The sequence below is a fragment of the Mycobacteroides sp. LB1 genome, assembly GCF_013449725.1.
Taxonomy (GTDB): Bacteria; Actinomycetota; Actinomycetes; order Mycobacteriales; family Mycobacteriaceae; genus Mycobacterium.
This window is the reverse complement of record NZ_JACCFF010000001.1, coordinates 226210-249527: the sequence shown is the minus strand read 5'-3', so window position 1 is coordinate 249527 and position 23318 is coordinate 226210. Positions and strand designations below refer to the sequence as shown.

General features: G+C 64.0%; 29 protein-coding genes. 18 read left to right on the top strand and 11 right to left on the bottom strand.

All coding sequences use genetic code 11. The features are described from left to right. Positions 1 to 23: 23 nt before the first annotated feature. Positions 24 to 851 (top strand): hypothetical protein, encoded by an 828-nt coding sequence (locus MLB1_RS01275; RefSeq protein WP_180747948.1) that lies wholly within the window; start codon positions 24 to 26, stop codon positions 849 to 851. Positions 852 to 953: 102 nt separating this feature from the next. After that, entirely contained in the window at positions 954 to 1121 is a 168-nt protein-coding gene (locus tag MLB1_RS01270) for a hypothetical protein (RefSeq protein WP_180747718.1), read from the top strand. Between the two features lie 3 nt (positions 1122 to 1124). On the opposite strand, the gene MLB1_RS01265 is transcribed toward MLB1_RS01270, so the two are convergent. Both MLB1_RS01265 and MLB1_RS01260 read right to left on the bottom strand, forming a co-directional pair. Further along, positions 1125 to 1559, bottom strand: coding sequence for a limonene-1,2-epoxide hydrolase family protein (locus MLB1_RS01265; protein ID WP_180747947.1), 435 nt, complete (start codon positions 1557 to 1559; stop codon positions 1125 to 1127). A 1-nt stretch (position 1560) separates the two neighbouring features. Continuing rightward, positions 1561 to 2004 carry a limonene-1,2-epoxide hydrolase family protein gene (locus MLB1_RS01260; RefSeq protein ID WP_180747946.1) on the bottom strand — a complete coding sequence of 148 codons (444 nt, stop codon included), beginning with the start codon at positions 2002 to 2004 and terminating at the stop codon, positions 1561 to 1563. Between the two features lie 41 nt (positions 2005 to 2045). On the opposite strand from MLB1_RS01260, the gene MLB1_RS01255 reads away from it, so the two are divergent. Next, positions 2046 to 3203, top strand: coding sequence for a nucleotide disphospho-sugar-binding domain-containing protein (locus tag MLB1_RS01255; protein ID WP_180747945.1), 1158 nt, complete (start codon positions 2046 to 2048; stop codon positions 3201 to 3203). Between the two features lie 4 nt (positions 3204 to 3207). Continuing rightward, positions 3208 to 3402 carry a DUF3046 domain-containing protein gene (locus MLB1_RS01250; protein ID WP_180747944.1) on the top strand — a complete coding sequence of 65 codons (195 nt, stop codon included), beginning with the start codon at positions 3208 to 3210 and terminating at the stop codon, positions 3400 to 3402. A 2-nt stretch (positions 3403 to 3404) separates the two neighbouring features. Here the strand turns inward: MLB1_RS01250 and MLB1_RS01245 are convergent, their stop codons facing one another. Beyond that, a complete protein-coding gene (locus tag MLB1_RS01245) occupies positions 3405 to 3803 on the bottom strand; it encodes a hypothetical protein (RefSeq protein ID WP_180747943.1) in 399 nt (132 codons plus the stop codon). 316 nt (positions 3804 to 4119) lie between these two features. Here MLB1_RS01245 and recA point away from each other — a divergent pair, with 316 nt between their 5' ends. Both recA and recX read left to right on the top strand, forming a co-directional pair. Continuing rightward, on the top strand, positions 4120 to 5160 hold the full coding sequence (gene recA / locus MLB1_RS01240) for a recombinase RecA (protein ID WP_180747942.1): 1041 nt from the start codon (positions 4120 to 4122) through the stop codon (positions 5158 to 5160). Further along, entirely contained in the window at positions 5126 to 5740 is a 615-nt protein-coding gene (recX, locus tag MLB1_RS01235) for a recombination regulator RecX (RefSeq protein ID WP_180747941.1), read from the top strand. The genes recA and recX overlap by 35 nt, the downstream gene beginning before the upstream one ends. A 12-nt stretch (positions 5741 to 5752) precedes the next feature. Here recX and MLB1_RS01230 read toward each other — a convergent pair whose 3' ends face one another. After that, positions 5753 to 6136, bottom strand: coding sequence for a hypothetical protein (locus MLB1_RS01230; RefSeq protein WP_180747940.1), 384 nt, complete (start codon positions 6134 to 6136; stop codon positions 5753 to 5755). Positions 6137 to 6230: 94 nt separating this feature from the next. Continuing rightward, on the bottom strand, positions 6231 to 6749 hold the full coding sequence (locus tag MLB1_RS01225) for a CGNR zinc finger domain-containing protein (RefSeq protein ID WP_180747939.1): 519 nt from the start codon (positions 6747 to 6749) through the stop codon (positions 6231 to 6233). 145 nt (positions 6750 to 6894) lie between these two features. Here MLB1_RS01225 and MLB1_RS01220 point away from each other — a divergent pair, with 145 nt between their 5' ends. Genes MLB1_RS01220 through MLB1_RS01210 form a run of 3 tightly spaced genes read left to right on the top strand, consistent with a single transcriptional unit; the run spans position 6895 to position 8725 of the window. Continuing rightward, the gene (locus MLB1_RS01220) at positions 6895 to 7356 is read left to right on the top strand and encodes a VOC family protein (RefSeq protein ID WP_180747938.1); all 462 of its coding nucleotides are present in this window, start codon (positions 6895 to 6897) and stop codon (positions 7354 to 7356) included. 4 nt (positions 7357 to 7360) lie between these two features. Beyond that, positions 7361 to 8248, top strand: coding sequence for a pyridoxamine 5'-phosphate oxidase family protein (locus tag MLB1_RS01215; RefSeq protein ID WP_180749613.1), 888 nt, complete (start codon positions 7361 to 7363; stop codon positions 8246 to 8248). 27 nt (positions 8249 to 8275) lie between these two features. Continuing rightward, a complete protein-coding gene (locus MLB1_RS01210) occupies positions 8276 to 8725 on the top strand; it encodes a nuclear transport factor 2 family protein (protein ID WP_180747937.1) in 450 nt (149 codons plus the stop codon). On the opposite strand, the gene MLB1_RS01205 is transcribed toward MLB1_RS01210, so the two are convergent. From MLB1_RS01205 to MLB1_RS01190, 4 genes are read right to left on the bottom strand one after another with little or no spacing between them, the layout of a single operon-like run. Further along, positions 8726 to 9667, bottom strand: a complete 942-nt coding sequence (locus MLB1_RS01205; RefSeq protein ID WP_255485558.1) for an amino acid ABC transporter permease — start codon at positions 9665 to 9667, stop codon at positions 8726 to 8728. After that, positions 9664 to 10347: an amino acid ABC transporter permease gene (locus MLB1_RS01200; RefSeq protein ID WP_180747936.1), complete on the bottom strand. Its 684-nt coding sequence runs from the start codon at positions 10345 to 10347 to the stop codon at positions 9664 to 9666. The genes MLB1_RS01205 and MLB1_RS01200 overlap by 4 nt, the downstream gene beginning before the upstream one ends. Next, positions 10344 to 11330 carry a glutamate ABC transporter substrate-binding protein gene (locus MLB1_RS01195; RefSeq protein ID WP_180747935.1) on the bottom strand — a complete coding sequence of 329 codons (987 nt, stop codon included), beginning with the start codon at positions 11328 to 11330 and terminating at the stop codon, positions 10344 to 10346. Before MLB1_RS01195 ends, MLB1_RS01200 begins: the two co-directional genes overlap by 4 nt. Further along, positions 11330 to 12058 (bottom strand): amino acid ABC transporter ATP-binding protein, encoded by a 729-nt coding sequence (locus MLB1_RS01190; protein ID WP_180747934.1) that lies wholly within the window; start codon positions 12056 to 12058, stop codon positions 11330 to 11332. Before MLB1_RS01190 ends, MLB1_RS01195 begins: the two co-directional genes overlap by 1 nt. Before the next feature lie 182 nt (positions 12059 to 12240). Between MLB1_RS01190 and MLB1_RS01185 the strand changes: the two genes are divergently transcribed. Genes MLB1_RS01185 through MLB1_RS01170 form a run of 4 tightly spaced genes read left to right on the top strand, consistent with a single transcriptional unit; the run spans position 12241 to position 15276 of the window. Beyond that, a complete protein-coding gene (locus tag MLB1_RS01185) occupies positions 12241 to 12708 on the top strand; it encodes a hypothetical protein (protein ID WP_180747933.1) in 468 nt (155 codons plus the stop codon). Further along, on the top strand, positions 12705 to 13118 hold the full coding sequence (locus MLB1_RS01180) for a hypothetical protein (protein WP_180747932.1): 414 nt from the start codon (positions 12705 to 12707) through the stop codon (positions 13116 to 13118). Before MLB1_RS01185 ends, MLB1_RS01180 begins: the two co-directional genes overlap by 4 nt. A gap of 23 nt (positions 13119 to 13141) precedes the next feature. Next, positions 13142 to 14668 (top strand): tRNA (N6-isopentenyl adenosine(37)-C2)-methylthiotransferase MiaB, encoded by a 1527-nt coding sequence (gene miaB, locus MLB1_RS01175; protein ID WP_180747931.1) that lies wholly within the window; start codon positions 13142 to 13144, stop codon positions 14666 to 14668. After that, complete coding sequence (locus MLB1_RS01170) at positions 14665 to 15276, top strand: hypothetical protein (protein ID WP_371750536.1); 612 nt, start codon at positions 14665 to 14667, stop codon at positions 15274 to 15276. Before miaB ends, MLB1_RS01170 begins: the two co-directional genes overlap by 4 nt. Here the strand turns inward: MLB1_RS01170 and MLB1_RS01165 are convergent. Continuing rightward, entirely contained in the window at positions 15273 to 16535 is a 1263-nt protein-coding gene (locus MLB1_RS01165; protein ID WP_180747929.1) for a DUF349 domain-containing protein, read from the bottom strand. The genes MLB1_RS01170 and MLB1_RS01165 overlap by 4 nt on opposite strands. A gap of 242 nt (positions 16536 to 16777) precedes the next feature. Between MLB1_RS01165 and MLB1_RS01160 the strand changes: the two genes are divergently transcribed. Genes MLB1_RS01160 through hflX form a run of 5 tightly spaced genes read left to right on the top strand, consistent with a single transcriptional unit; the run spans position 16778 to position 20887 of the window. Continuing rightward, positions 16778 to 16915, top strand: a complete 138-nt coding sequence (locus MLB1_RS01160) for a hypothetical protein (RefSeq protein ID WP_180747928.1) — start codon at positions 16778 to 16780, stop codon at positions 16913 to 16915. A gap of 4 nt (positions 16916 to 16919) precedes the next feature. Then, the gene (locus tag MLB1_RS23970) at positions 16920 to 17606 is read left to right on the top strand and encodes a hypothetical protein (protein ID WP_180747927.1); all 687 of its coding nucleotides are present in this window, start codon (positions 16920 to 16922) and stop codon (positions 17604 to 17606) included. Beyond that, a complete protein-coding gene (miaA, locus tag MLB1_RS01150) occupies positions 17603 to 18535 on the top strand; it encodes a tRNA (adenosine(37)-N6)-dimethylallyltransferase MiaA (RefSeq protein ID WP_180747926.1) in 933 nt (310 codons plus the stop codon). The genes MLB1_RS23970 and miaA overlap by 4 nt, the downstream gene beginning before the upstream one ends. After that, on the top strand, positions 18532 to 19428 hold the full coding sequence (gene dapF / locus MLB1_RS01145) for a diaminopimelate epimerase (RefSeq protein WP_180747925.1): 897 nt from the start codon (positions 18532 to 18534) through the stop codon (positions 19426 to 19428). The genes miaA and dapF overlap by 4 nt, the downstream gene beginning before the upstream one ends. A gap of 46 nt (positions 19429 to 19474) precedes the next feature. Further along, on the top strand, positions 19475 to 20887 hold the full coding sequence (gene hflX, locus MLB1_RS01140) for a GTPase HflX (protein ID WP_180747924.1): 1413 nt from the start codon (positions 19475 to 19477) through the stop codon (positions 20885 to 20887). On the opposite strand, the gene MLB1_RS01135 is transcribed toward hflX, so the two are convergent. After that, positions 20884 to 23241 (bottom strand): molybdopterin guanine dinucleotide-containing S/N-oxide reductase, encoded by a 2358-nt coding sequence (locus MLB1_RS01135; protein ID WP_180747923.1) that lies wholly within the window; start codon positions 23239 to 23241, stop codon positions 20884 to 20886. The genes hflX and MLB1_RS01135 overlap by 4 nt on opposite strands. Positions 23242 to 23318 lie beyond the last annotated feature (77 nt).

The following is a 23318-nucleotide window of genomic DNA, read 5'->3' as shown; positions in this document are numbered from 1 at the left end:
AAATTTTCGGGCACAATGTGAACATGACGCCCCAGCCACCCCTCCGCGCCGCGGTGCAAGGAAGCTGGGAGCAGCTGATGCGCCGGGTGTTGAACAATGTCAACGATCTCGGTGAGGAGCTTGCCGCCCGCTTGCGGGCGATGTCCGATAAGCGCGAGAAGCTGTTGCGAAAGCGGCTGCGAGCCAAGCGCTGGAGTATCCGCTGGGCACTGGCCTGCGCGGCCCTGGTACTCGTCACCACAGTGCTTGCGACCACTGGCGCGCCGTTCTGGATGCTGATCATTCCGGGTCTGCTTGCCGCCGGCTGCGCGATTCCGGCGACCTATTTGTTTGTGCGGTACCGCTTCCTCAAGGCCGAGCCGCTGCCACCGCCCCGTCCCGGTGTGGAGCGGCGACTGCCGCCGCCCGGATCGGCGGCGCGTCCGCCCATGGCCGCGTTGGATGCTGCTGAACGCGGGCTGTTCTCCCTCCTCGGAGTAGTGGAGCGCGGCAACATGATTCCGGACAGTGAAGGACGTCAGGTTCTTTCGGCCGCCAATGAGGCAGCCTTCGTGATGGCGGCGACCGCCAAGGAAGTCGTGTCCATGGAGCGAGCCGCCGTCGAGGCCCCGCATACCCGGGAGTTCCTGCAGCCCACCATCAACGCGTTCACCGCGCAGCTCGATACCGGTGTGCGGCAATACAACGAGTTGGTTACCGCGGCAGCGCAGTTGGTATCGGCCGGCAACGGTGGTGCGGTGGTGGCATCGCCGATGTCACGTGGCCCGCTCTTCGATGACCTGGTATCGGCCACCGACCGTCTCACCGGCTGGGCGGGTGCACTCGACGAGCTCGGCCAGCTGTCAGGGTAATCCCCGATCTTTCCCTGATCTTCGGGTTCCGGGGTTCCTCAGGCGCTGATCCCCCTGCCAGGCTTGCTCTATCGCAGCAAGTCGAGAGAACGGTGGGTACCTGTGTTGTGGAAGATCATTGGCGTGCTGCTGGTCGTGTGGCTGGCATTCCTCGTGGTGGGCGCCATCTTCAAACTCTTGGTCCCGATGCTGGTGGTCGGCGTGCTGATCCTTGGCGGTGTGATGCTGTACCGCGCGGTGATGGATACCGACAAAACCCCGCTGCCGTGATAGTCAGAGCTTCGGGCGCAGCGCAGGGATCGCGATCCCGAGGATGCCCCGCACCAGACCCTTGGTGATGTTCAGGACGTCGCCGTAGTCACGCCACAGGACGATCCTGCCGTCGTCGGAGACCTCGAAGACCCCGCAGACCCAGAACCCGATATGCAGCGGGCCCGCGATGATCACATCGGTCCGTTCCGTCATCACGGTGTTGCCCTCGGCAGCGATTCGATGGATCTTCACGTCGAACCCGGCCCACGGGCTGTTCATCAGCCCCATGAACCGCATGACCGCACGTCGTCCACGCACCGCGGGCAGCCCGACGTTCTCCCAGCTCACGTTCTCGTCGAGGGATTCGTCGATGGCAGCCAGATCACCCAACCGCAGGGCATCCCATAAGCCTTCGACGACGGTGGTGGCGTCGCGTATCGCGAGTGTTTCCGTCATCTCAGAACCTCGGTCGCAGTGCGGGGAACGGGATGGCGATCAGACCTCGCACCGTCGCCTTAAACATGTCGAACATGTCGAAGTAGTCGCGCCACAGCGTGATGGTGCCCTCATCGGAGACCTCGAAGACCCCACACACCCAGAACTGCAGGCGCAGCGGGCCGATGACGATGGCGTCATGGCGCTCGTTCATCACGGTGTTCCCGTTGGTGGTGGTGCGGTGTATCTGCACCTCGAACCCGAACCCCGGGCGTTTGAGCGGCTCGAAGATCTTCAGCGCTGCGCGGCTACCGTGGATTGTCGGCAGGCCAACATTCTGGTAGACGAGGCGTTCGTCCAGGACTTTCTCGGCGAACTCGGTGTCGCCGTTCTGGGCGGCCTCCAGGAAGCGGGTGACGGTTTCGGCCGGGGTCAGGGTGAGGCGCTCCAGCGTGGTGTCGGTCATGCGTTTCAACGTAGCCCGAATCGCTGTGGCAGGGTAGGGCCGTGCGTGTCGCCGTGGTCGCCGGTCCCGATCCCGGGCATGCCTTTCCTGCTATCGCGTTATGCCTGAAATTCGCCGCCGCCGGGGACGATCCGGTGCTGTTGACGGGGACGCGCTGGCTCGATCAAGCCCGTGCCGTTGGGCTGGAGTCGGTGGAACTTCTGGGGCTGCAGCCTCGGGTTGCCGATGACGACGGAGACGCGGGCGCCAAGATTCATCAGCGTGCAGCCCATATGGCGCAGGCCAATCTCGATCAGTTGAGGGAACTGGCGCCGGATCTGATTGTTTCCGATGTCATCACCGCCTGTGGCGGCATGGCCGCCGAGTTGCTCGGTGTGCCGTGGGTGGAGCTGAATCCGCACCCGCTGTATTTGCCGTCAAAAGGATTGCCGCCATTGGGAAGTGGACTGGCTCCCGGTGTTGGGCTACGCGGCAGGCTGCGCGATGGGCTGATGCGCCGGCTGACACAGAGGTCTATCGACCAGGGACTGCGACAGCGCTCGCAGGTTCGGGTGGAGATCGGATTGCCGGCCCATGACCCCGGGCCCGTTCGACGGTTGATCGCGACTGTGCCCGCACTTGAGGTGTCGCGTCCCGACTGGCCGGGTGAGGCGGTGCTAGTGGGGCCGCTGCACTGGGAGCCCACGGACGTTGTGCTGCAACCGCCTGCGGGTTCGGGTCCGGTGGTTGTGATCGCGCCGTCGACGGCCTTCACCGGCGCCGAGGGGATGACCGAGCTGGCATTGCGGGCCTTGGAATCGGCAGGTGCACGAGTGGTCGTCTCTGCGCTGGATCCATCTTCATCGGGGTTGCCGTCGTGGGCGGTTGCGGGGCTGGCACGTCAGGACCTGCTGCTGTCCGGGGCCGATCTGGCCATTTGCGGTGGGGGACATGGTTTTCTGAGCAAGGCGCTGCTGGCTGGGGTGCCGGTGGTGGTGGTTCCCGGTGGTGGCGACCAGTGGGAATTGGCGAATCGTGTTGTGCGGCAAGGAAGCGCCGAGCTGGTGCGGCCGCTGAACCGGGATTCTTTGGCTGCGGCCGTCGGTCGCGTATTGGGGGAGCGGCGGTACACCGAAGCTGCCCGCCGGGCTGCCGCAGGCGCCGTCGATGTCGAAGATCCGGTACGGGTGTGCCAGGACGTAGTGGCGGCCCTAAGGTGACGGTGTGCGTCTGACGGAGTTTCATGAGCTGGTCACTGGGCGTTTCGGTGCGATCTACGGCTCATCCGTGCTGGTTGACCATGTGTTGACCGCGATGGGCGGGCGCACCGCGGCACAGGCTGTCGAAGCCGGGATGGAGCCGCGGGATATATGGCGGGCTTTGTGCGCAGATTTCGACGTCCCTCGAGATCAATGGTGAAGCTACGCGCAAGCAGCACGCGCAGCTTGTAGCGACTGGCGCGCTCCAGAGAGCGTGCCGGAGATCCACGTACCTGATCGTTGCTCGTCGGGGTCCTGTGCGTCATTCTTGCCAAGTTCGGACGCAAGCCGGAACGCCCAGTTGCGCATGTCGAATGCCGCAGGGCTGGCCAACGACATCAACGGCATTGCGGCGGTTTGGATCTGGTTCTCTATACCGAACGGTGTGTATCCGTACGGCTGGACTTGGTTATAGGCCACTTCGAGCTGATTGGCTGCCGTGACGATCGTGCCGCAGTCCGGGTTTGGTGCGGCAGCGGCAAGTGCAATGGTCAGACAGGCCAGGCAGGTAACGATGGCCGTGATCGCGAGCGGAAGACTCCACGAAATTCGTTGCCGCATGATTCTCACTGTATTGAGCTGGGGCAGCTGGGTTGCTGAAACCAAGAATTAACCACTACAAGTGCCGTGAAAGAAGTAGCGAGCCAGCTGCTATTCGGGTCGCTGCGACCTCCGTGTTTCCGTGTTAAGGCGCGACACGCCGGTCCGGCGCGCCTCCTTGAATCGAACAGGTGTTCGGCTTACGGTAGTCATGTTCGAGCACGACGGTTACGGGTCTCCCGAGCAGGTCAGGTGACTTGTCAGACCTGTGTCCTAGCGTCTGCCTCAACTGATCGGAACGCCGATCTTCGAACACCGATACGAAACGGAGAACACCATGGCGCAGGCACCGGATCGCGAGAAGGCTCTCGAGCTCGCGCTCGCACAGATCGAGAAGAGTCACGGCAAGGGTTCGGTGATGCGCCTCGGCGACGAGGTACGCGTCCCCATCTCCGTCATCCCGACCGGGTCCATCGCCCTAGACGTGGCGCTGGGTATCGGCGGCCTGCCGCGCGGTCGTGTCATCGAGATCTACGGACCGGAATCTTCGGGTAAGACCACCGTGGCGCTGCATGCGGTGGCCAACGCGCAAGCCGCCGGCGGTGTTGCGGCGTTTATCGATGCCGAGCATGCGCTCGACCCGGATTACGCCAAGAAGCTGGGTGTCGATACCGACTCGCTGCTGGTATCCCAGCCCGATACCGGTGAGCAGGCACTGGAGATCGCCGACATGCTGATCCGCTCGGGTGCCATCGACATCATCGTCATCGACTCGGTGGCCGCCCTGGTGCCACGCGCCGAGATCGAGGGCGAGATGGGTGACAGCCACGTCGGTCTGCAGGCCCGCCTGATGAGCCAGGCGCTGCGCAAGATCACCGGTGCGCTGAGCAACTCGGGCACCACCGCCATCTTCATCAACCAGCTGCGTGAGAAGATCGGCGTAATGTTCGGCTCACCCGAAACCACTACGGGTGGTAAGGCTTTGAAGTTCTATTCCTCGATCCGTCTGGACGTACGCCGGATCGAGACGCTCAAGGACGGTACTGATGCAGTGGGTAACCGGACTCGCTGCAAGGTTGTCAAGAACAAGATGGCGCCGCCGTTCAAGCAGGCTGAGTTCGACATCCTCTACGGCAAGGGCATCTCCAAGGAGGGGTCGATCATCGATATGGGCGTGGAGCATGGCTTCGTCCGTAAGTCCGGCTCCTGGTTCACCTATGAGGGTGAGCAGTTGGGACAGGGCAAGGAAAACGCCCGCAACTTCCTGTTGGAGAACGCCGATGTCGCCAACGAGATCGAGAAGAAGGTCAAGGAGAAGCTCGGTATCGGAGCGGTGCTGACCGATGACGAAGTCGTCCCGGCCCCAGTCGATTTCTGATTCGGCTTCCGCATCGGGTTCTCAGGAATCCCTAGACGAACTGCGAGCCCGGGTCGCGTCGGTACCCGAAGCCCCGACGCATGAACCGGTTGACTCGCGGGACGAGCAGGCGTGGTCATATTGTCTTCGCCTGTTGACAAGTCGGGCGCGTGCCCGCGCCGAGCTGACCGAAAGGCTGGCCCGGCGCGGGTACCCCGATGACATATCCGAGCGGGTCATGGATCGGCTGGCCACCGCCGGGCTCATCAACGACGCCGATTTTGCAACACAGTGGGTGCAGTCTCGGCATACCTACGCCGGAAAAGGCAAGCGCGCCTTAGCGGCAGAGCTTCGTACCAAGGGCGTATCGGCCGAGAATGCGGCCGCCGCGCTCGCGCACATCGACGGAGACGCCGAACGCTCGCGCGCAGCGCAGCTTGTCGCCAAGAAACTCCGATCCGAGAGTCTCGACGACGGTGGGATCAAGGCTGCGCGGCGATTGGTTGCCATGCTTGCGCGTCGCGGATACGGCCAGTCCATGGCCTATGACGTCGTGAAGAACGCCCTTGCCACCGAGCAGGACCGTCGCGACGTCGGGTGACCGCCGCTCGCCCTAGAGACCGAACGGGCGTGCCGGGGGGTTGGGCGGCGGCGCGTCCTCGTCCGTGGCATTGGACCGCATCATCATCGAGGCTTCGGCAGATGGTGACTGAACGCCCGGCAGGCACGGCACCTGACGCGAGATCGTTTTGAACGGCCCGATCTCGGTGTCCTCATTGAGCATGGGGAGCGGACCGCAATTACCCTTGAAGTGTGCGTCCATGGTGAAGGGCGTCGGATTCACGCAGGTCAGGTTCATTCCCACGGGTGTCGCAACCTGCAGACAATCGAAGCTCAACGGCGCTCCGTAGGCCACCGGTGCACCCGTGAGTGCTGCCCCCGCGCACGCCGCTCCGAAAACGGCCGACACGCCGATGGTCAATACGATGTTTCGCATGGGAACAATGGTAACGGAGTGGTACCTGTTACATAATACTTCGATTGTGATAGTTGAGTAAGAATCTAACGTGTGATGCAGCTGTGAAGGATGATCATGCGTTCTTGGCGTAGTGCCGGGCGGCCTTTGCCCTGTTTCCGCAAGTCGCCATGGAATGCCAGCGTCGAGCCCCGTTCTTGGATGTGTCATAGAAGAACAGCACGCATTGCGGGTGGGCGCACTGTTTGATCCGATCGGGAGACTCGGCGAGCAGGATCAGCAGGTTATCGACGGCCAGCCAAGCGGGTAGCCAGTGTGGCTCGGGAACCTCGGCCGTGTCGACCGGCCCGCCGACGGTCAGCGAGCGACGGATCGCGCCCCGGGACAGCACGGCATTGATGTCGTCGATCTGGGAATCCTTCACCGCCCGGTAGATGGCGTCACGCGCAGTGAGCAGGGCTTCTCGGGTCGTCTCGTTGGCGGTGCAGCGATCGTGAAGATTATTGGTATGCAACCAGATTCGTAAGCCGTCGAGATCGGTGAGCAGATCCTGCGCTCCATCGCCGCTCATCCACCGGGTGTTCAGTAGATCCAGTGCGAGCGGTTCGCCGAGATGGGGACGTGGATCGGACATGGCCTGAGGTTAGCCGCCTCCTCTTGGGGAGAGTGTGTGCCACAAAGTCTAACTGATAAAACCAGATAGACGGTTGACAATGCTTCCGGCTGACGATTACCTTCTAACTGGTAATCATAATTTGTCGGTTAGGAAGGGTTTGTTCATGAGCACTGCCATCGCACCCCGGGTGGTCACCGGTCACATCGGGTTGAACGTCAGCGACCTGGAGAGGTCCGTCGCGTTCTATCGTCAGGCATTCGGATTCGACCAGCTCGTTCTGCGTGCAGACGGCACGCAGCGATTCGCGTTCCTCGGATCCGACGGCATCCCGGTGCTGACGCTTTGGGAACAGAGCCGTGGGGAATTCTCGGCGGCCACGCCAGGCTTGCACCATTTGTCGTTCCAGGTGGATTCGGTGCAGCAGGTGCAGGAGGTAGAGGCGGTGCTGAAGGAACTATCGACGGTATTCGTCCACGACGGTGTCGTCGCCCATCAGGAAGGTGCATCCTCTGGGGGGATCTTCTTCACCGACCCCGATGGGATTCGCCTTGAGGTGTTCGCGGCCGCGGGTATCGAGCAGCATGCGGCGCCGTCCGGCGAAGCACCGACATGTGGCTTCTTCTGAGATGATGACCTATCACGTCGGCGAGCTCGCCGTTCAACGGCGAATGGGGCAGTCCGGCAGTGCTATTCGAGTCGGCCGGATCATCTCGACGGAAATACCGGAGGTTGCGGCGGCCTTTCTGGCCGCCCAACCGATGGTGTTCGTGTCGGCACGGGATGGCGACGACCGGATGTGGGCGAGTCAGATCGTCGGGCCACCCGGCTTCGCGCACGCCACCGATACCCGGACCATCGCAATCGACAGCGTGCCGGTTTTCGGTGATCCACTGGCCGAGGCGCTGCGGTCGGAGCGAAAGATCGGCATGATCGCGTTGCAGCCGCAGCGTCGGCGCCGGATGCGCGTCAACGGTACGGCGCGGCCAGCGGGCGCGGGGCTCATCGTCACCACCGATCAGGTGTATTCGAACTGCCCCAAGTACATCGCGCGTCGTGACATCTCAGGCATCGGCCCCGGACTGCCCGGGGAACCGCGCCGCGCAACCTCCCTGAATGATGAACAACAGCGCACCATCTCGAGAGCGGACACCTTCATCATCGGCACCGCCGATGGAGAAGGCAACGCCGACGCATCCCACCGCGGCGGCAACCCCGGTTTCCTGCAGGTGCTCTCGCCGAACGAGTTACGTTGGCCCGATTACCTGGGGAACTCGATGTTCATGACGCTCGGGAACCTGCACGTCGATCCGCAGTGTGGGCTGCTGATCCCGAACTGGCACACCGGATCGGCAGTGCAGCTCACCGGAACTGCGCGCTTGAACTGGGACGAGGGCACCTTCGCTCCCGGCGCGCAATGCTCCGTCGACTTCACCATCGACGAGGTTGTCGAGACGATCAATGCCAGCCCCCTACGGTGGGGGGAGGCTGAACCATCGCCCGCCAATCCGCCGCTCTGACAACGAAATATGACAAGGAGATATGGCATGCGCCCACCACTTCCGCCCTTCGATATCGATTCCGCCCGCGAGAAGGTCCGCGCCGCCGAGAATGCCTGGAACACACGCGACGCCGAGCATGTCGCCGCCGCCTACACCGAGGATTCGTTGTGGCGCAACCGCGATGAGTTCATCACCGGGCGCGTCGAGATCGTCGCCTTCCTGACCCGCAAATGGTCCAAGGAGAACGGGTACGCGTTACGTAAGGAACTCTGGGGATTCCGAGAGAATCGGATGGCCGTCCGCTTCCAGTACGAGTGGCACGACGAGGCCGGGCAGTGGTGGCGCAGTTATGGCAATGAGTTGTGGGAGTTCACCCCCGAAGGGTTGATGTCACGCCGTGAGGCCAGCATCAACGACACTCCGATCGCCGAAGCAGAACGTCGCATCTTCGGTCCGCGTCCGGCAGGTGACGAATCACCGTTGCCGATCCAGTGACTACTCGCCGTAGTCCTGACGTAGATCTTTGTGCGCGAGATCCACGCCGCGGGTCTCCAGTAGATCCTTGGTGACCAACCCCGGTTCGGGCTGTGCGTGCGGAACCTCCAAGAGGCTCTTCTTCTTTCGCCCCTCGCGCAGCTGACGCTCGATATTGGTGGCCAGCGAGGACAATGCGAAGTTGATGACGATCATGATGACCGCGACCACCACCAGCGCGGGCAGATAGTTCCCGTAGTAGGACGCCGAGCGGATACCCGAACGCACCACCTCGATGTAGCCGAAGGCATATCCCAGCGCGGAGTCCTTCAACGCGATGACCATCTGCGAGATGAGCGCGGGCAGCATGGCGGCGATGGACTGGGGGAGCAGGATGAGCCGCATCATCTGTGACTTGCGCAGGCCCAGAGCGACCGCAGCCTCGGACTGCCCACTCGGTAGTGACTGGATGCCCGAGCGCAGGATTTCGGCGATGACCGAGCCGTTGTACAACGTCAGGCCCGTCACCACCGCCGTAAACGCCAGGTACTCGGAGGGGAAGACGGCCTGCTGCCCGTACAGGTAGTAGGAGAAAATCATCAGGATCAGCACCGGGATAGCGCGGAAGAACTCCACCAACGCACCCGAAACCCAGCGCACCACACGGTGATCAGATAGGCGTCCGATACCGAGCACCGCACCGAGCACCAAGGCGAAGACAATGGACAGCGCGGCGGCGGAGACCGTCCCGAGCAGCCCCGGCAGGATGTACGTCGTCCACGTATCCAGATGCAGGAAGGGCGACCACTTTTCGGCGGTCAACTGCTCGTTGGCGTTAAGGGTCCAGATCACCCATGCCGCAATCACTATCACCAGCGCGGTGAAGACCACGGTGATGACACGGTTGAGAGCCCGGGCCTTGGGGCCGGGCGCGTCGTACATGACGGTGGCGCTGTTGCTCATCGCTTCACCGCCAGTCGCTGTGCGAAGTATCCGAAGGTCAGCCCGATCGTCAGCGTGATCACCATGTACCCGGCGGCGATGATGAGAAAGATCCAGACGATCTGATCGGCGAATAGCTCGATCTCCGATCGCATCAGCAGGGCCGCCTCGGCGACACCGATCGCGGAGGCGATCGAGGTGTTCTTCACCAACGCGATCAGCACGCTACCCATGGGCGCCAGCACCGACCGTATTGCTTGCGGTAGCACGATCAGCCCGAGCACCTTGATGAACGACAGTCCCAGCGACCGGGCGGCCTCGGCTTGACCCAGCGGGACGGTGTTGAAACCAGAGCGCAGCGTTTCGCAGACGAAAGTCGCTGTGTACAGGACGAACCCGAGGACCGACAGCCAGAAATTGTTGTTCTTGATGAAGGTCGAATTCTCTGGAGCCAATGCGATGCCGAGATTCTGGTAGAGGCCCACCGAGCAGAAGATGATGATGAGCGTCAGCGGGGTATTGCGGATGATGTTGACGTACCAGGTTCCGAAGCTTCGCATGATCGGCACCGGCGATACCCGGAGCCCCGCCAGGACGGTGCCCCAGATTAGCGCGCCGACGGCGGAGAAGAACGACAATTTTATGGTGGTCCAGAACGCAGGCCACAGCTGCGACCCCATGTTGGCCCACAGCGCGTTCATGCGGCCTCACAAGCCTTGTCGGCGGCGGGCTTGACACCGGTGATCTTCTCGATCGCGGCCGGGGAGGGATCGGGCCGCAGACCGTAAGTGCCGCTCTCGGCGCGCTTCTCCCAATCATCGATCGTGCTGTCGCCGAGTGCGTCCCGTAGATCGGCGTCCCAGGCTCCGCTAGCGATCATCTTGTCGAGCGCCCGGTCGATGGCCTCGATGGCGGCAGTATCGCCCTTGGCGAGACCGATCCCGTAGACCTCCCTGGAGAACGGGTCGCCGTTCTTCTTCTGCTTCTTGGGTTTCCCGATACATAACGGCTGGCTCAGCTCGTAGTTCATCTGAATCAGCTTGAACTCGCCCTCGTAGCGTTTGGCGTAGCCGGCCAGAATGGTCTCGTCGGTGGTGAGGGCGTCGACCTTGCCTCGTCGCAGTGCCTCCACGCAGGAGGAGTACGAGTCGAACTCCTGCAGCTGGGTGCCCGCCAGCAGGTTCTTGACGTTCTGCGCGGGCGTTGAGCCGGATACCGAACAGAGCTTCTTGCCCCGGTTCAGATCATCCAGTTTGGTCAGCGAGTCATCCTCCTTGCGTACCAGGAGCCCTTGGTAGGTAATGAGATACGGGCCGGCGAACGACACCTTCTGGGCTCGGCTGTAGTTGACCGAGTAGCTCCCGGCGATCATGTCTACAGTGCCGTTGTCGATGAGCTGTTCGCGCTGTGCCGAGGGCGTCTCGTACCAGCGGATGGTTGGGTGTTTGACACCGAACTCGTCGGCGATGGCGTTGACGACGTACTCGGAAACCTTGACGTCGAATCCGCTCATCTTCTTGTCGGGGTGTTGCAGGCCCACCCCGGGCTGATCGAATTTGGTGCCGAGGATGACGGTGCCGCCGCGGATCGATTCGAGCAGCTGCCGGGGCTCATTGCTGCCGCAGGAGCTGATCAGGGTGGCAACCAAGGCCACAGCCGCCACCAGTGCGGTGTGCCGCCGCATCAGTGTCCGAGGATCTTGCTGAGGAAGTCCTTGGCGCGGTCGGACTGCGGATTGGTGAAGAAGCTCTCCGGGTCCGAGTCCTCGACGATGGCGCCGTCGGCCATGAAGATGATGCGATCCGCGGCCTTGCGGGCGAAGCCCATCTCATGGGTGACCACCAGCATCGTCATACCCTCTTTGGCCAGCGCCACCATGACATCGAGAACCTCGTTGACCATCTCAGGGTCCAGCGCCGAGGTGGGCTCGTCGAAGAGCATGACCTTCGGGCCCATCGCCAGGGACCGGGCGATGGCCACGCGCTGCTGCTGCCCACCGGACAGTTGCGCCGGGTACTTATCCTTCTGGCTCGCGATGCCGACGCGCTCAAGTAGTTCCATCGCGTGCTTGCGGGCGGATTCCTTGTTCTTTTTGCGCACTTTCAGCGGCGCAAGCGTCACGTTGTCGAGAATTGTCTTGTGCGAGAAAAGGTTGAACGACTGGAACACCATGCCGACCTCTGCTCGCAGGTTGGCGAGCGCACGTCCCTCCTCGGGAAGCACATCGCCGTCGATCCGGATGGTGCCGGTGTCGATGGGTTCGAGACGGTTGATAGTCCGGCACAGCGTCGACTTACCCGAACCGGATGGCCCGAGGATGACGACGACCTGACCGCGTGGGATTTCGAGGGTGATGTCCTTGAGGACGTGCAACTCGCCGAAATGCTTGTCGACATGCTCAAGAGAGATCATTGGGGCACTTGTTGCGGAGGCGTTTTCCCCGCTCGTTGATGTGTCGGTGCTCACCGGCATGGTCAGACCATACGGGTTCCTCACAGTTTTGCAGGGTGGAACGAATGGGTAGGCGAATTCGACGGCGGGCGACCCGGTGCACCGTGTGATCGGCCTCAGCAAACATCTGCGATACTGAGTCCATGTGGACGCGACGACGGCCTTCCTTTGAAGGCCCGCGAATCAGGGCGTTCGCAACGGTCCTGGCATCCGTTCTGTTCATCGCTTCTTTTCCAGTCGCAGTGGTAGATGGGGCAACTTCCTGGGGCTGGATTATGGCGAGTCTTGGGCTGGTTTTCGGGTTGTGCTTGCTGCCCAGCTCGCTAATGCGCTTAGTCACGCCATCGGGGCAGGTGACTGTCGATGGGGGGCGGCATCTCAGAGGCAGCGAGATCCTCGATCGGCCGCGGCCCAGGCGAGATATCTCGTTCGCGATCGTTATCGGGCTGATCGGGGTCATCGTCGTCGTGACTGTTCGCGGAGCATTCGCGGAGCCCGAGCTCCCAGAGTCGTGGGTGTTGGCCGGCTGGTGGATATGGATGGGTGTGAACGCCGTCTGCAGCATCGACGATTGGTGGCAGGGCTGGCGTGTGCCAGAGCGTCAAACATGAGGCTGTTCGGACTCGCTGTGGTTGTCACCGTTGCAATGTCTTCATTCATTGCCGGGGCGTATGTCGCCGCTCATAACGCGACTGATGTTTTCGGCTGGCTTGCCGTTGCAGGCAATGTCCTTGGTGGACTGGTCGTGGCGGTGGTGTGCATTGCGGAAATCGGGATGGCTCTCTTAGGGCCAGAAGGTTCGTGCCATCGCAGCTGGACGCGCACGCTGGCGGCTTGGGTTGGCTTCGCCATCATGGCGATCGCGGCCGCTGTCATGTTTCTGCGTGACGTCATCGTGGAGCCGAACAAGGCGCAGAACTGGTTTTTCCTTGGCTGCGCAGTTGTGGCCATGCTGACTTATGCCTGTGAGCTGGACAAATGGGCCCGAACTCCGCGTGAGCTCGGCCGGGAATCTGTCTGAGCCAGGGCACGTACCATAAGTCGGTGACCAGTTCCGTGACTTCCGATTCGGAGGTCCGCACGTACCAGGTCCGCACCTACGGCTGCCAGATGAATGTGCACGACTCCGAGCGGGTGTCGGGTCTGCTGGATGCGGCCGGATACGCGAAAGCCCCCGAGGGCACCGACGCCGATATCGTCATCTTCAACACCTGCGCCGTGCGCGAGAACGCGGACAACAAGCTGTACGGAAACATCAGTCACCTCGCGCCGCGCAAGGCAGCCAACCCGAACATGCAGATCGCCGTTGGCGGATGCCTCGCGCAAAAGGACCGCGAGGGCATGCTGAAAAAGGCGCCGTGGGTCGACGTCGTCTTCGGCACCCACAACATCGGGTCGTTGCCGACCCTGCTGGAGCGTGCGCGCCACAACAAAGAGGCCCAGGTCGAGATCGTCGAGGCCCTCGAACATTTTCCGTCGGCACTGCCCGCGACCCGCGAGTCGGCCTATGCCGCCTGGGTGTCGATATCGGTGGGCTGCAACAACACCTGCACCTTCTGCATCGTTCCCTCTTTGCGCGGCAAGGAGATCGACCGCCGTCCCGGCGATATCCTCGCCGAGGTGCAGACGCTGGTGGACCAGGGTGTGCTGGAAGTGACGCTGCTCGGCCAAAACGTCAACGCATATGGCATCAATTTCGCCGATCCTGAAATTCCCCGCGACCGTGGAGCTTTCGCCGACCTGCTGCGCGCCTGCGGTCGCATCGAGGGTCTCGAGCGGGTGCGGTTCACCTCGCCACACCCGGCCGAATTCACCAACGACGTCATCGAGGCGATGGCGCAGACCCCGAACGTGTGCCCACAGCTGCACATGCCGCTGCAATCGGGTTCGGACCGCATCCTCAAGGCGATGCGCCGTTCCTATCGGTCGGAGCGCTTCCTGTCGATCATCGACACCGTGCGGGCGGCGATGCCGGACGCCGCCATCACCACCGACATCATCGTCGGCTTCCCCGGCGAAACCGAAGAGGATTTCGAGCAGACACTTGAGGTCGTGCGTCGCGCCCGGTTCTCCAGCGCCTTCACATTTCAGTACTCGATCCGCCCGGGCACCCCGGCGGCCGAATTCCCCGATCAGCTGCCGAAAGCCGTTGTGCAGGAACGGTACGAGCGGCTCATCGAGCTGCAAGAGTCCATCACCCTGGAAGAGAATCAACGGCAGATCGGCCGCGAGGTCGAACTGCTGATCGCCACCGGTGAGGGCCGCAAGAATGGTGCGACCGCCCGGATGAGTGGTCGCGCCCGCGACGGTCGTCTGGTGCACTTCCGGCCGCAGGGGCAGCTCAACGGCGACCTGCGTCCCGGAGATATCGTCACCGTCGAGGTCACCGGGGCAGCGCCGCATCACCTGATCGCCGATGGGGGACTGCTGAGCCACCGGCGCACCCAGGCGGGCGATGCGCACGAATCCGGAAAGAAGCCGGGCACACCAGGAACCGGCGGAGAGACGAGCTTGGGGATGCCGGCAATCGGTGCGCCACCAAAGATTGAGGTTGCAGGGTGCGGGCTGTGAATGATGGTGCTGAACGTAATGAGTCCGGACCCGATAAAGACGACGCCGAATTCGAGGAGTTCCGCCAGGAGATCGACGCGGCGGAGCGGAAAGTCGCGGGCGAGATCGATCCGGGTGCTCGCGCGCTGGTGGTGGCCGTCCTGGTCTTTGTGCTGCTGCTGACCTTCGTGCTGCCGCATACCGGTCACGCCAGGGGATTCGACGTCCTCGTCAACGGTGCGATCGCCGATCAGGAATCCGTGCGGGTGCCATCCCGGATCTTCGTGTGGCTCGCGATGGTCTTCGGCGTCGGCTTTTCGATGCTGGCGTTGTTGACCCGCCGATGGGTGCTGTCCTGGATTGCACTGGCGGGCTCATTCGTCGCCAGCGTGATTGGCATGCTGGCGATTTGGACGCGTCAGACCGCCGGGGCCGGACATCCGGGTCCGGGTATCGGTTTGGTGGTCGCGTGGATTTCGGTCATCCTGTTGACCTTCCACTGGGCGCGTGTGGTGTGGTCACGCACCGCGGTGCAGCTGGCAGCCGAGCAGCAGCGGCGCGAGGCCGCGCAGCGCGATAAGCGCACCTTCCTCGACGACGCCTTCGGGGACGACGAGGAACCGAACTAGCGCGACCGGCTCTTGACGGCGGCAACGGCCGCGTCGGCCCATTCCTGCCACTGCTTGGCGCTGGCCCGAGCCTTTTCGGCATCCTTGGTCTTACCGGCGGCCTCCGCCTTGGTGGCCTGCTCCTCGAACTGCCGTGCGCGGTCCCGGAACTGCTCGGCGCGCGCCTCCGCCTCGGGATCGCCCCAGCCGGTTTCGCCGGCCTCGCGCACCTTCTTCTCCACCGCGCGCATCCGTCTTTCCAGATCGGTCTGCTGCTCGCGCGGCACCTTTCCGATGGCATCCCACTTATCGCCGATGGTGCGCAACGCCGTCCGAGCGGCGTCCACATCGGCGTCCACATCGATCTTCTCCGCCGCCACCAGCAGTGCACGCTTGGCGTCCGCGTTGGCCACGAATTCGGCATCGCGGGAAGCGGATTCGGCGTTGCGGGCCGAGAAGAATTTGTCCTGGGCGGCTTTGAAGCGGTGCCACAGGGTGTCGTCGGTCTCCCTAGGCGCCCGTCCGGCGGCCTTCCAGTCATTGAGCAGACTCCGGAATGTCGCCGCGGTGGCACCCCAGTCGGTGGAGTCCGAGAGTGCTTCGGCTCGCTTGCAGAGCTCTTCCTTCTTCTCCCGAGCCCCGGCACGGTCGCGGTCCATTTCGGCGAAGTGCCCGCCGCGCCTGCGGTTGAACGTCTCGCGTGCCGCCGAGTACCGCTTCCACAGTGCATCGTCGGTCTTGCGGTCGACGCCGTGGATGGATTTCCACTCGTCGAGAATGGCTCGAATCCGATCGCCAGCCGTCTTCCACTGCGTGGAGTTGTTGGCGAGCTCCTCGGCTTCGGCGGCGAGCTCCTCCTTGCGGGAAACGCTCGCCGAGCGGGCCTCATCGCGTTGCGCGCGCATCGCTGCGGCCTGCGTGTTCGCGGACTCGAGGAGTGCTGACAGCCGCGCCGAGAGCGCGTCGACATCGCCTAGGACGGCGGCGGTCGGCAGCGTCGCCGCGAGGTGCTCGGCAGCGGTCTTGATCTTGCGTGCATCGCCCGAACCGGAGCCGAGCCGCAGCTCCAGCAGCTGGATCTCCGTCTCCAGGTCTTCGAATCGACGGCCGAAATGCGTATATGCGGCGTCGGCGTCTCCGGCCTGCCACGATCCGATCTGACGCTCGCCGGCGCTCGTGATCAGCCAGACGGAGCCGTCGTCATCCACGCGGCCGAACTTGTGCGGATCAACATGGTGGGCTGCTGGAGCGGGCGCCGTCGCCGCGGGACGCCGCGGCATCGGATGAGGTTTCGGCCCGGGCCGGGGGACGGGTGCAGCTCCGGGCTGGGGGCCAGGAGCAACTCCGGGCTGGGGGGCGGGAGCAACACTGTCGTGCTGTGATGACTGATCCGGCATCGAAACCTCTTCCTACAATTGTTGCCGCGCAACACGGCGCCCGTAAGCTCACTACACCGTTCATTCAAACAGGTGTCATCGCCACACGGCGAACATATGCCAGATGATTCCGCGAGGAGGTCGCGATGTCCGAGGCGGATATCGCGTCGGCCCTCGCCGTTGGAGCCGCGGCCTGTGTCGCATTCGGCGATGTCGTTCACCAGCGCACCGCGCATGCCGTCCCCACGGGAAATGGCGTAGCCCCGACCCCGAAGGCCACGTAGCGTCGTGAATCTGTCGATAGCGATCTGCCCGTCAACCCCGCTGCTCGTGCCCGAGCTCGGCGGGGAGGCCGCCGAGGAAACAGCCGACCTGCGCGCGGCGGCAATCGCGGCAGCACGAAGCTTGCCCACCCAATGGATCGCCATCGGGGTGGGGGACGGCCGGTACGGCGGCGATATGTCGGGCACATTCGCCGGATACGGGGTTGACGTGCGCGTTTCACTGACGGCCCCGGTCATTGGGCTGGCCGCGAGGCCCGCCGAACTGCCGCTACCGGTGCTGGTCGCGGGATGGCTGCGCGAACGCGTCGCGGCTGTCGAGGTCGAGGTGCGACTTGTCGGTGTCTCTGACGGGGACGGCATCGCTTTCGGTCGGGCATTGCGTACCGAGATCGAGACTTTCGAGGCCAAGGCGCTCGGCGTTCTGATCATCGCCGACGGTGCCAACACCCTCACAGACAAGGCGCCCGGGGGCTACCGGCCCGAGGCCGAAGGCGCGCAGCGGGCCCTTGCCGATGCACTCGCGCACGGGGACGCGGCCGCGTTGACCTGCCTGCCGGACGTCATCACCGGGGGCGCCGCATACCAGGTGCTTGCCGGGTTGGTGGGCTCAGATCTCGTCCAGGCCCAGTGCCTGTACCGAGGTTCTCCGTACGGGGTCGGGTACTTCGCGGGCACGTGGCGGGTGTCGTGACGCGACCCATCGCCGTCATCGGTCCCACCGCCACCGGCAAGTCGGCGCTCGCATTGGATCTTGCCGAGCGCCTGGGCGGGGAGATAGTCAACGCCGACGCGATGCAGCTGTATCGGGGTATGGATATCGGTACGGCCAAGGTGCCGACCGCGGAACGCGGGGGCATTCCACACCACATGCTCGATGTGCTCGAGGTGACCGAGACCGCCACGGTCGCGACCTACCAGCAGCAGGCTTCCGCCGTCGTCGAGGACATCCAGGCGCGAGGTCATGTGCCGGTGATAGTCGGTGGATCGATGATGTACATCCAAGCACTGCTTGATGATTGGACGTTCCCCGCGACGGATCTGCAGGTGCGGATGCGCTGGGAGCAGCGGCTGGCGGAGATTGGAGTGGCCGCGCTGCACGCCGAACTCGCCGTGCGTGACCCGGCGGCCGCCGCCATCATCTTGCCGACCGACGGACGTCGCACGGTGCGTGCGCTGGAGGTCATCGAGCTCACCGGCCAGCCGTTCGCGGCGTCTGCGCCGACCATCGGCACCCCGCGGTGGGACACCGTGATCGTCGGATTGGATTGGAAGACCGAGGAACTCGACGAACGGATTGCGCTACGGACGGATCTGATGTTCGAGCAAGGGTTTGTCGCGGAGGTCGAGCATCTGCTGGGTGTCGGGCTGCGTGACGGCGTGACCGCATCACGGGCCATCGGGTATGCCCAGGTGATTGCCGCGCTGGATGCCGGGGGAGCGCCCGATGACCTGGCGCAGGCGCGTGAGCTGACGTTCATCGGCACCCGACGCTATGTACGCCGGCAGCGATCATGGTTTGGTCGCGATCATCGCATCATGTGGCTGACCGGTGGCTTGGCAGACGCGGCAGGACTCTGCGGCGAAATCGAGTCGCGCTGGCGCCTATCCTCGAATACGTGAAGTTCACCAAGGGGCACGGCACCCAGAACGACTTCGTGGTGTTGCCGGACGTGCACATCAAGCGGGATCTGTCGGTGCCCGCGGTCCAGGCGTTGTGCGATCGGCAACGAGGTCTCGGGGCCGATGGCGTGCTGCGGGTGACCACGGTGGGCGCTGCCATCGAGGGTGCGGTTCTTACGGAGAAACCCCCAGGTGTGAGCAGCGAAGACTGGTTCATGGACTACCGCAACGCGGACGGTTCGATCGCCGAGATGTGCGGTAACGGCGTCCGGGTGTTCGCGCATTACCTGCGGTCGATGGGACTGGAACACCGCGACGAGTTCGTGGTCGCATCGCTGGCCGGACCGCGGCCGGTGCGGATCAATTCCTGGAGCCAGCTCGCGGCCGACATCACCGTCGATATGGGGCCGGTGAAGGAGTTTGGCGCGGGCGAGGCGACCGTCGGCGGCCGGCGGTTCTCCGGTCTGGCCATCGATGTGGGTAACCCGCACCTGGCCTGCGTAGACGCGGATCTGACCGCCGAAGCGCTACGCATGCTCGATGTGGGTGCTCCGGTCACGTTTGACGAAGCGCTGTTCCCCGACGGGGTCAATGTCGAAGTGCTGACGGCCCCCGTGAACGGCCCAGGCGCCCCCGCAGGCGCGGTGCAGATGCGGGTTCATGAACGCGGTGTCGGCGAGACGCGTTCCTGCGGAACGGGAACTGTGGCGGCCGCATATGCGGCGCTGCGCAATCTGGGGCACGAGACCGGCGAGATCGTCGTCAACATCCCCGGTGGACAGGTTCAGGTGACGATCACGGGGGAGTCGAGCTTTCTGCGCGGGCCCTCGATGTTGCTCGCCGATGGTGAGATTTCCGACGAGTGGTGGGGTGGCATTGGTTCCTGCGGATAATTCGGATGCGATAGCGGGCCGGCGAGTGGAATCATCGGGACCTGCTATGTCATCGAGAACATTTCAGACGCCCACCGACGGTGAACTCGCTCTTGAAGAACGAGCCGCGCTCAAACGTGTGGCGGGGCTCTCGACTGAACTCGTCGACGTCACCGAGGTCGAGTATCGGCAGCTGCGGCTGGAACGGGTTGTGCTCGTTGGCGTCTGGACCGACGGGACCTCCCACGAGGCCGAGGTCAGCATGGCCGAACTCGCCGCGCTCGCCGAAACGGCCGGATCCGAGGTGCTCGAAGGGTTGATTCAGCGTCGTCAAAAACCCGATCCGGCAACGTATATCGGTTCCGGCAAGGCGATCGAATTGCGTGAGATCGTGCTCGCCACCGGCGCTGACACCGTGATCTGTGACGGCGAGCTGAGCCCGGCGCAGCTGGTGGCGCTGGAAAAGGCGGTGAAGGTCAAGGTCATCGACCGCACCGCCTTGATCCTGGACATCTTCGCCCAGCACGCCACCAGCCGCGAGGGCAAGGCACAGGTGGCCCTGGCTCAGATGGAGTACATGATGCCGCGGCTGCGCGGCTGGGGTGAATCCATGTCTCGCCAGGCCGGTGGGCGCGCCGGCGGTGCCGGAGGCGGTGTGGGTACCCGTGGCCCCGGTGAGACGAAGATCGAAACCGATCGACGCCGTATCCGCGAACGCATGTCCAAACTGCGTCGCGAGATCCGCGAGATGAAGACCGTCCGCGACACCAAACGCAGCCGCCGGCTCGAAAGCGATGCCCCGTCGGTCGCGATCGTCGGATACACCAACGCCGGTAAGTCGAGTCTGTTGAACGTGATCACCGGGGCCGGAGTGCTGGTCCAGGACGCGCTGTTCGCGACGCTGGAGCCAACGACGCGACGCGGGACCTTCGATGACGGACGCGAATTCGTCATCACCGACACCGTGGGTTTCGTCCGGCACCTGCCTACCCAATTGGTAGAGGCGTTCCGGTCCACCCTGGAAGAGGTGGCCGACGCGGACCTGCTGGTGCATGTGGTGGATGGCTCCGACCTGGCGCCGCTGGCGCAGGTCGAGGCGGTACGCGCGGTGATTAGCGAAGTGGTCGCCGGTCACTTGGGTGATACCGGATCGGCGTCCCCGGAACTCATGGTGATCAACAAGATCGACGCGGCGGGTGATCTGGCCTTGGCGCAGCTGCGCCGGGCGTTACCCAACGCGTTGTTCGTATCGGCGCATACGGGCGACGGCATCGCGAAGCTGCGTGCGGCTATCGCCGAAGCGGTGCCACGCGGAGATGTGCCCGTCGACGTGGTCATCCCTTACGACCGTGGCGATCTGGTGTCCCGGATCCATGCCGACGGTCAGGTGCAATCCACCGAACATCTGGCCGATGGCACGCGTGTGATCGCCCGGGTGCCGCACGCCCTGGCCGCTGTCCTTGCCGAACTGGGAGGCTAGTCGCTCACCGGTGCGATAGTCGGGCCGGTTGAGTCGCGTGAGACGAACGTCGGCGGCTGGTGGGCCCGGACCGGAGGCGGCGTTCCCTCGAATCGCTCGATCTGCACCAGCACATGCTGACCGGTACATCCCTGCGCCAAGGACGAGGTTCCCGAGTCGTCGGTGAGGACATTCGGATTGCCGTGCGCGCAGGGCGAATCCGGGTCGGACGGATCCACGGGGTCGAACCATGCCCCGGTCGACAACTGAACCACCTGACGTCGCAGCCCCTCGTCGAGAACCGCTCCGGCCAGGCAGGCGCCACGGTCGTTGAACACCCGCACCACCTCGCCGCTGGCGATACCGCGTTCGGCGGCGTCATCGGGGTGAATGCGGATGGGTTCGCGACCCTGGACCTTCGACCCCTGGCTGGTGCCGCCGAAGTCGAGCTGGCTGTGTAGCCGGGTACGTGGCTGGTTGGCGATCAGGTGCAGCGGAAAGCGTTCGGCGCGTTTCCCGTTCAGCCACTCGGTGGGTTCGTACCACTGGGGGTATCCGCCGCAGTCGGCGTACCCGAACCCATCGATGGTTTCCGAGAAGATTTCGATGCGTCCACTCGGTGTGTGTAGTGGGTGTACGTCGGGGCTCTCCCGGAAGTCCGATAGCAGCGTCAGCCCCTCATCGGTGGGTAACTGCAGGTATCCCTGCGCCCAGAAGTCATCGAAGGACGGCACCGAGAAGTTCAGGGTGCCGGCCCATTCGGCGTAGAGGTGGCGCAGCCATTCGTCGGCTGTCCGGCCCTCGGTGAACTCCTCGGCAAACCCAAGGCGGTCGGCGAGCTCCGAAAAGGTGGTGTAGTCGTCGCGCGAGTTTGCATACGGCGGCGCAACGGCTTTCATCGCCACTAGCAGCGGGTCATTGCGGCTTCCCGAGAAGTCATTACGTTCCAGGGCCGTCGTGGACGGCACCACGATATCGGCATGCTTGGCCATCGCCGTCCACACCGGATCGTGCACCACGACGGTGTCGACACGGGCCAGCGCGCGGCGCAGCCGCGGCAGGTTCTGGTGATGGTGGAACGGGTTTCCGCCCGCCCAGTAGACGCATTTGATATCCGGCAGGGTGAGCGTCTGGCCGTTGTAGGCCAGCGTCTGGCCGGGGCGCAGCAGCAGCTCGCTGATCGCCGCGACGGGGATGAACGTCGAGACGGGGTTGGGCCCCTGTGGGAGGGTCGGCAGGCCGCAGCTGAGCGGAGCCAGGCCAGACTCGTTCATCGAGCCGTAGCCGTGGCCGAAACCGCCGCCGGGAATCCCGATCTGGCCGAGCATCGCGGCCAGGGTGACACCCATCCACGGAGCCTGCTCGCCGTGCCGTACCCGTTGCAGCGACCAGCTGACCGTCACCAGGGTGCGCCCCGCCGCCATCCGGCGCGCCAGGATCCGCAGCTCGTCGGCATCGAGCCCGCTGATGGGCGCCGCCCATTCCGGGCTCTTCTGCACGCCATCGTCGGTGCCCAGTAGATAGCGTTCGAATCGCTCGTAACCGGTGCAGTAGGTGCTCAGGAACGCCCGATCGGCCAGATTCTCGGTAGCCAACACGTGGGCCAGGGCGAGCATGACCGCGACGTCCGTCCCGGGAACGGGCGCGTGCCACTCGCATTCGCCGTCGATATCGTCGCGCAACGGACTGAACGAGACGATGTGCCCACCGCGGGCGCGGAACCTGTTGAGCGCATCGCGCGCCGGGTGGGCGGTGGTGCCGCCATGGTTGACGCTCGTGTTCTTGAGGGCGATTCCGCCGAATGACACCAGCAGATCGGTGTTCTCGACGATGACGTCCCATGACGTCGACCTCTTGAACAGCCCGTCGTGGGTGCCGATGACGTGCGGCATGATGACGCCGGTTGCCCCCAGACTGTACGAATGGCGCGAAAAGGTGTACCCGCCAAGTAGTTTCAGGAAGCGATGCACCTGGCTCTGCGCATGGTGGAAGCGTCCGGCGCTGGCCCAGCCGTAAGAGCCGCCGTAGATGGCCTCATTGCCGTGGGTATCGACAATGCGCCGCAGTTCATCGGCCAGCAGTTCGGTGAGCTCCTCCCAGGACACTTCCACGTACTCGTCAGAGCCGCGTGCCGCGCTGGGGCCGGGCCCGTCCCGTAGCCAGCCGCGGCGCACGGATGGCGCGGTTACTCGGGCCTGATGTCGGATCGAACCGGGAATGTTCTGCAGCAGCGGTGACGGATCCAGGTCGGTGGCGATGGGCACAACACCGACGACCTCTCCATCGCGGACCTGAGGTGTGAAAGCACCCCAGTGCGTGTGTGAAAGTTGCGATGAGCCGCTTGCGTGAAGAGCCGAAAACGCACCAACGGTCATCTGAATAACCCTAGGCTTTCTCTCTGCCAAAGCAGAGTAGGCGAGTACCGACCGACCAGTGGGTTGGTATACATTCT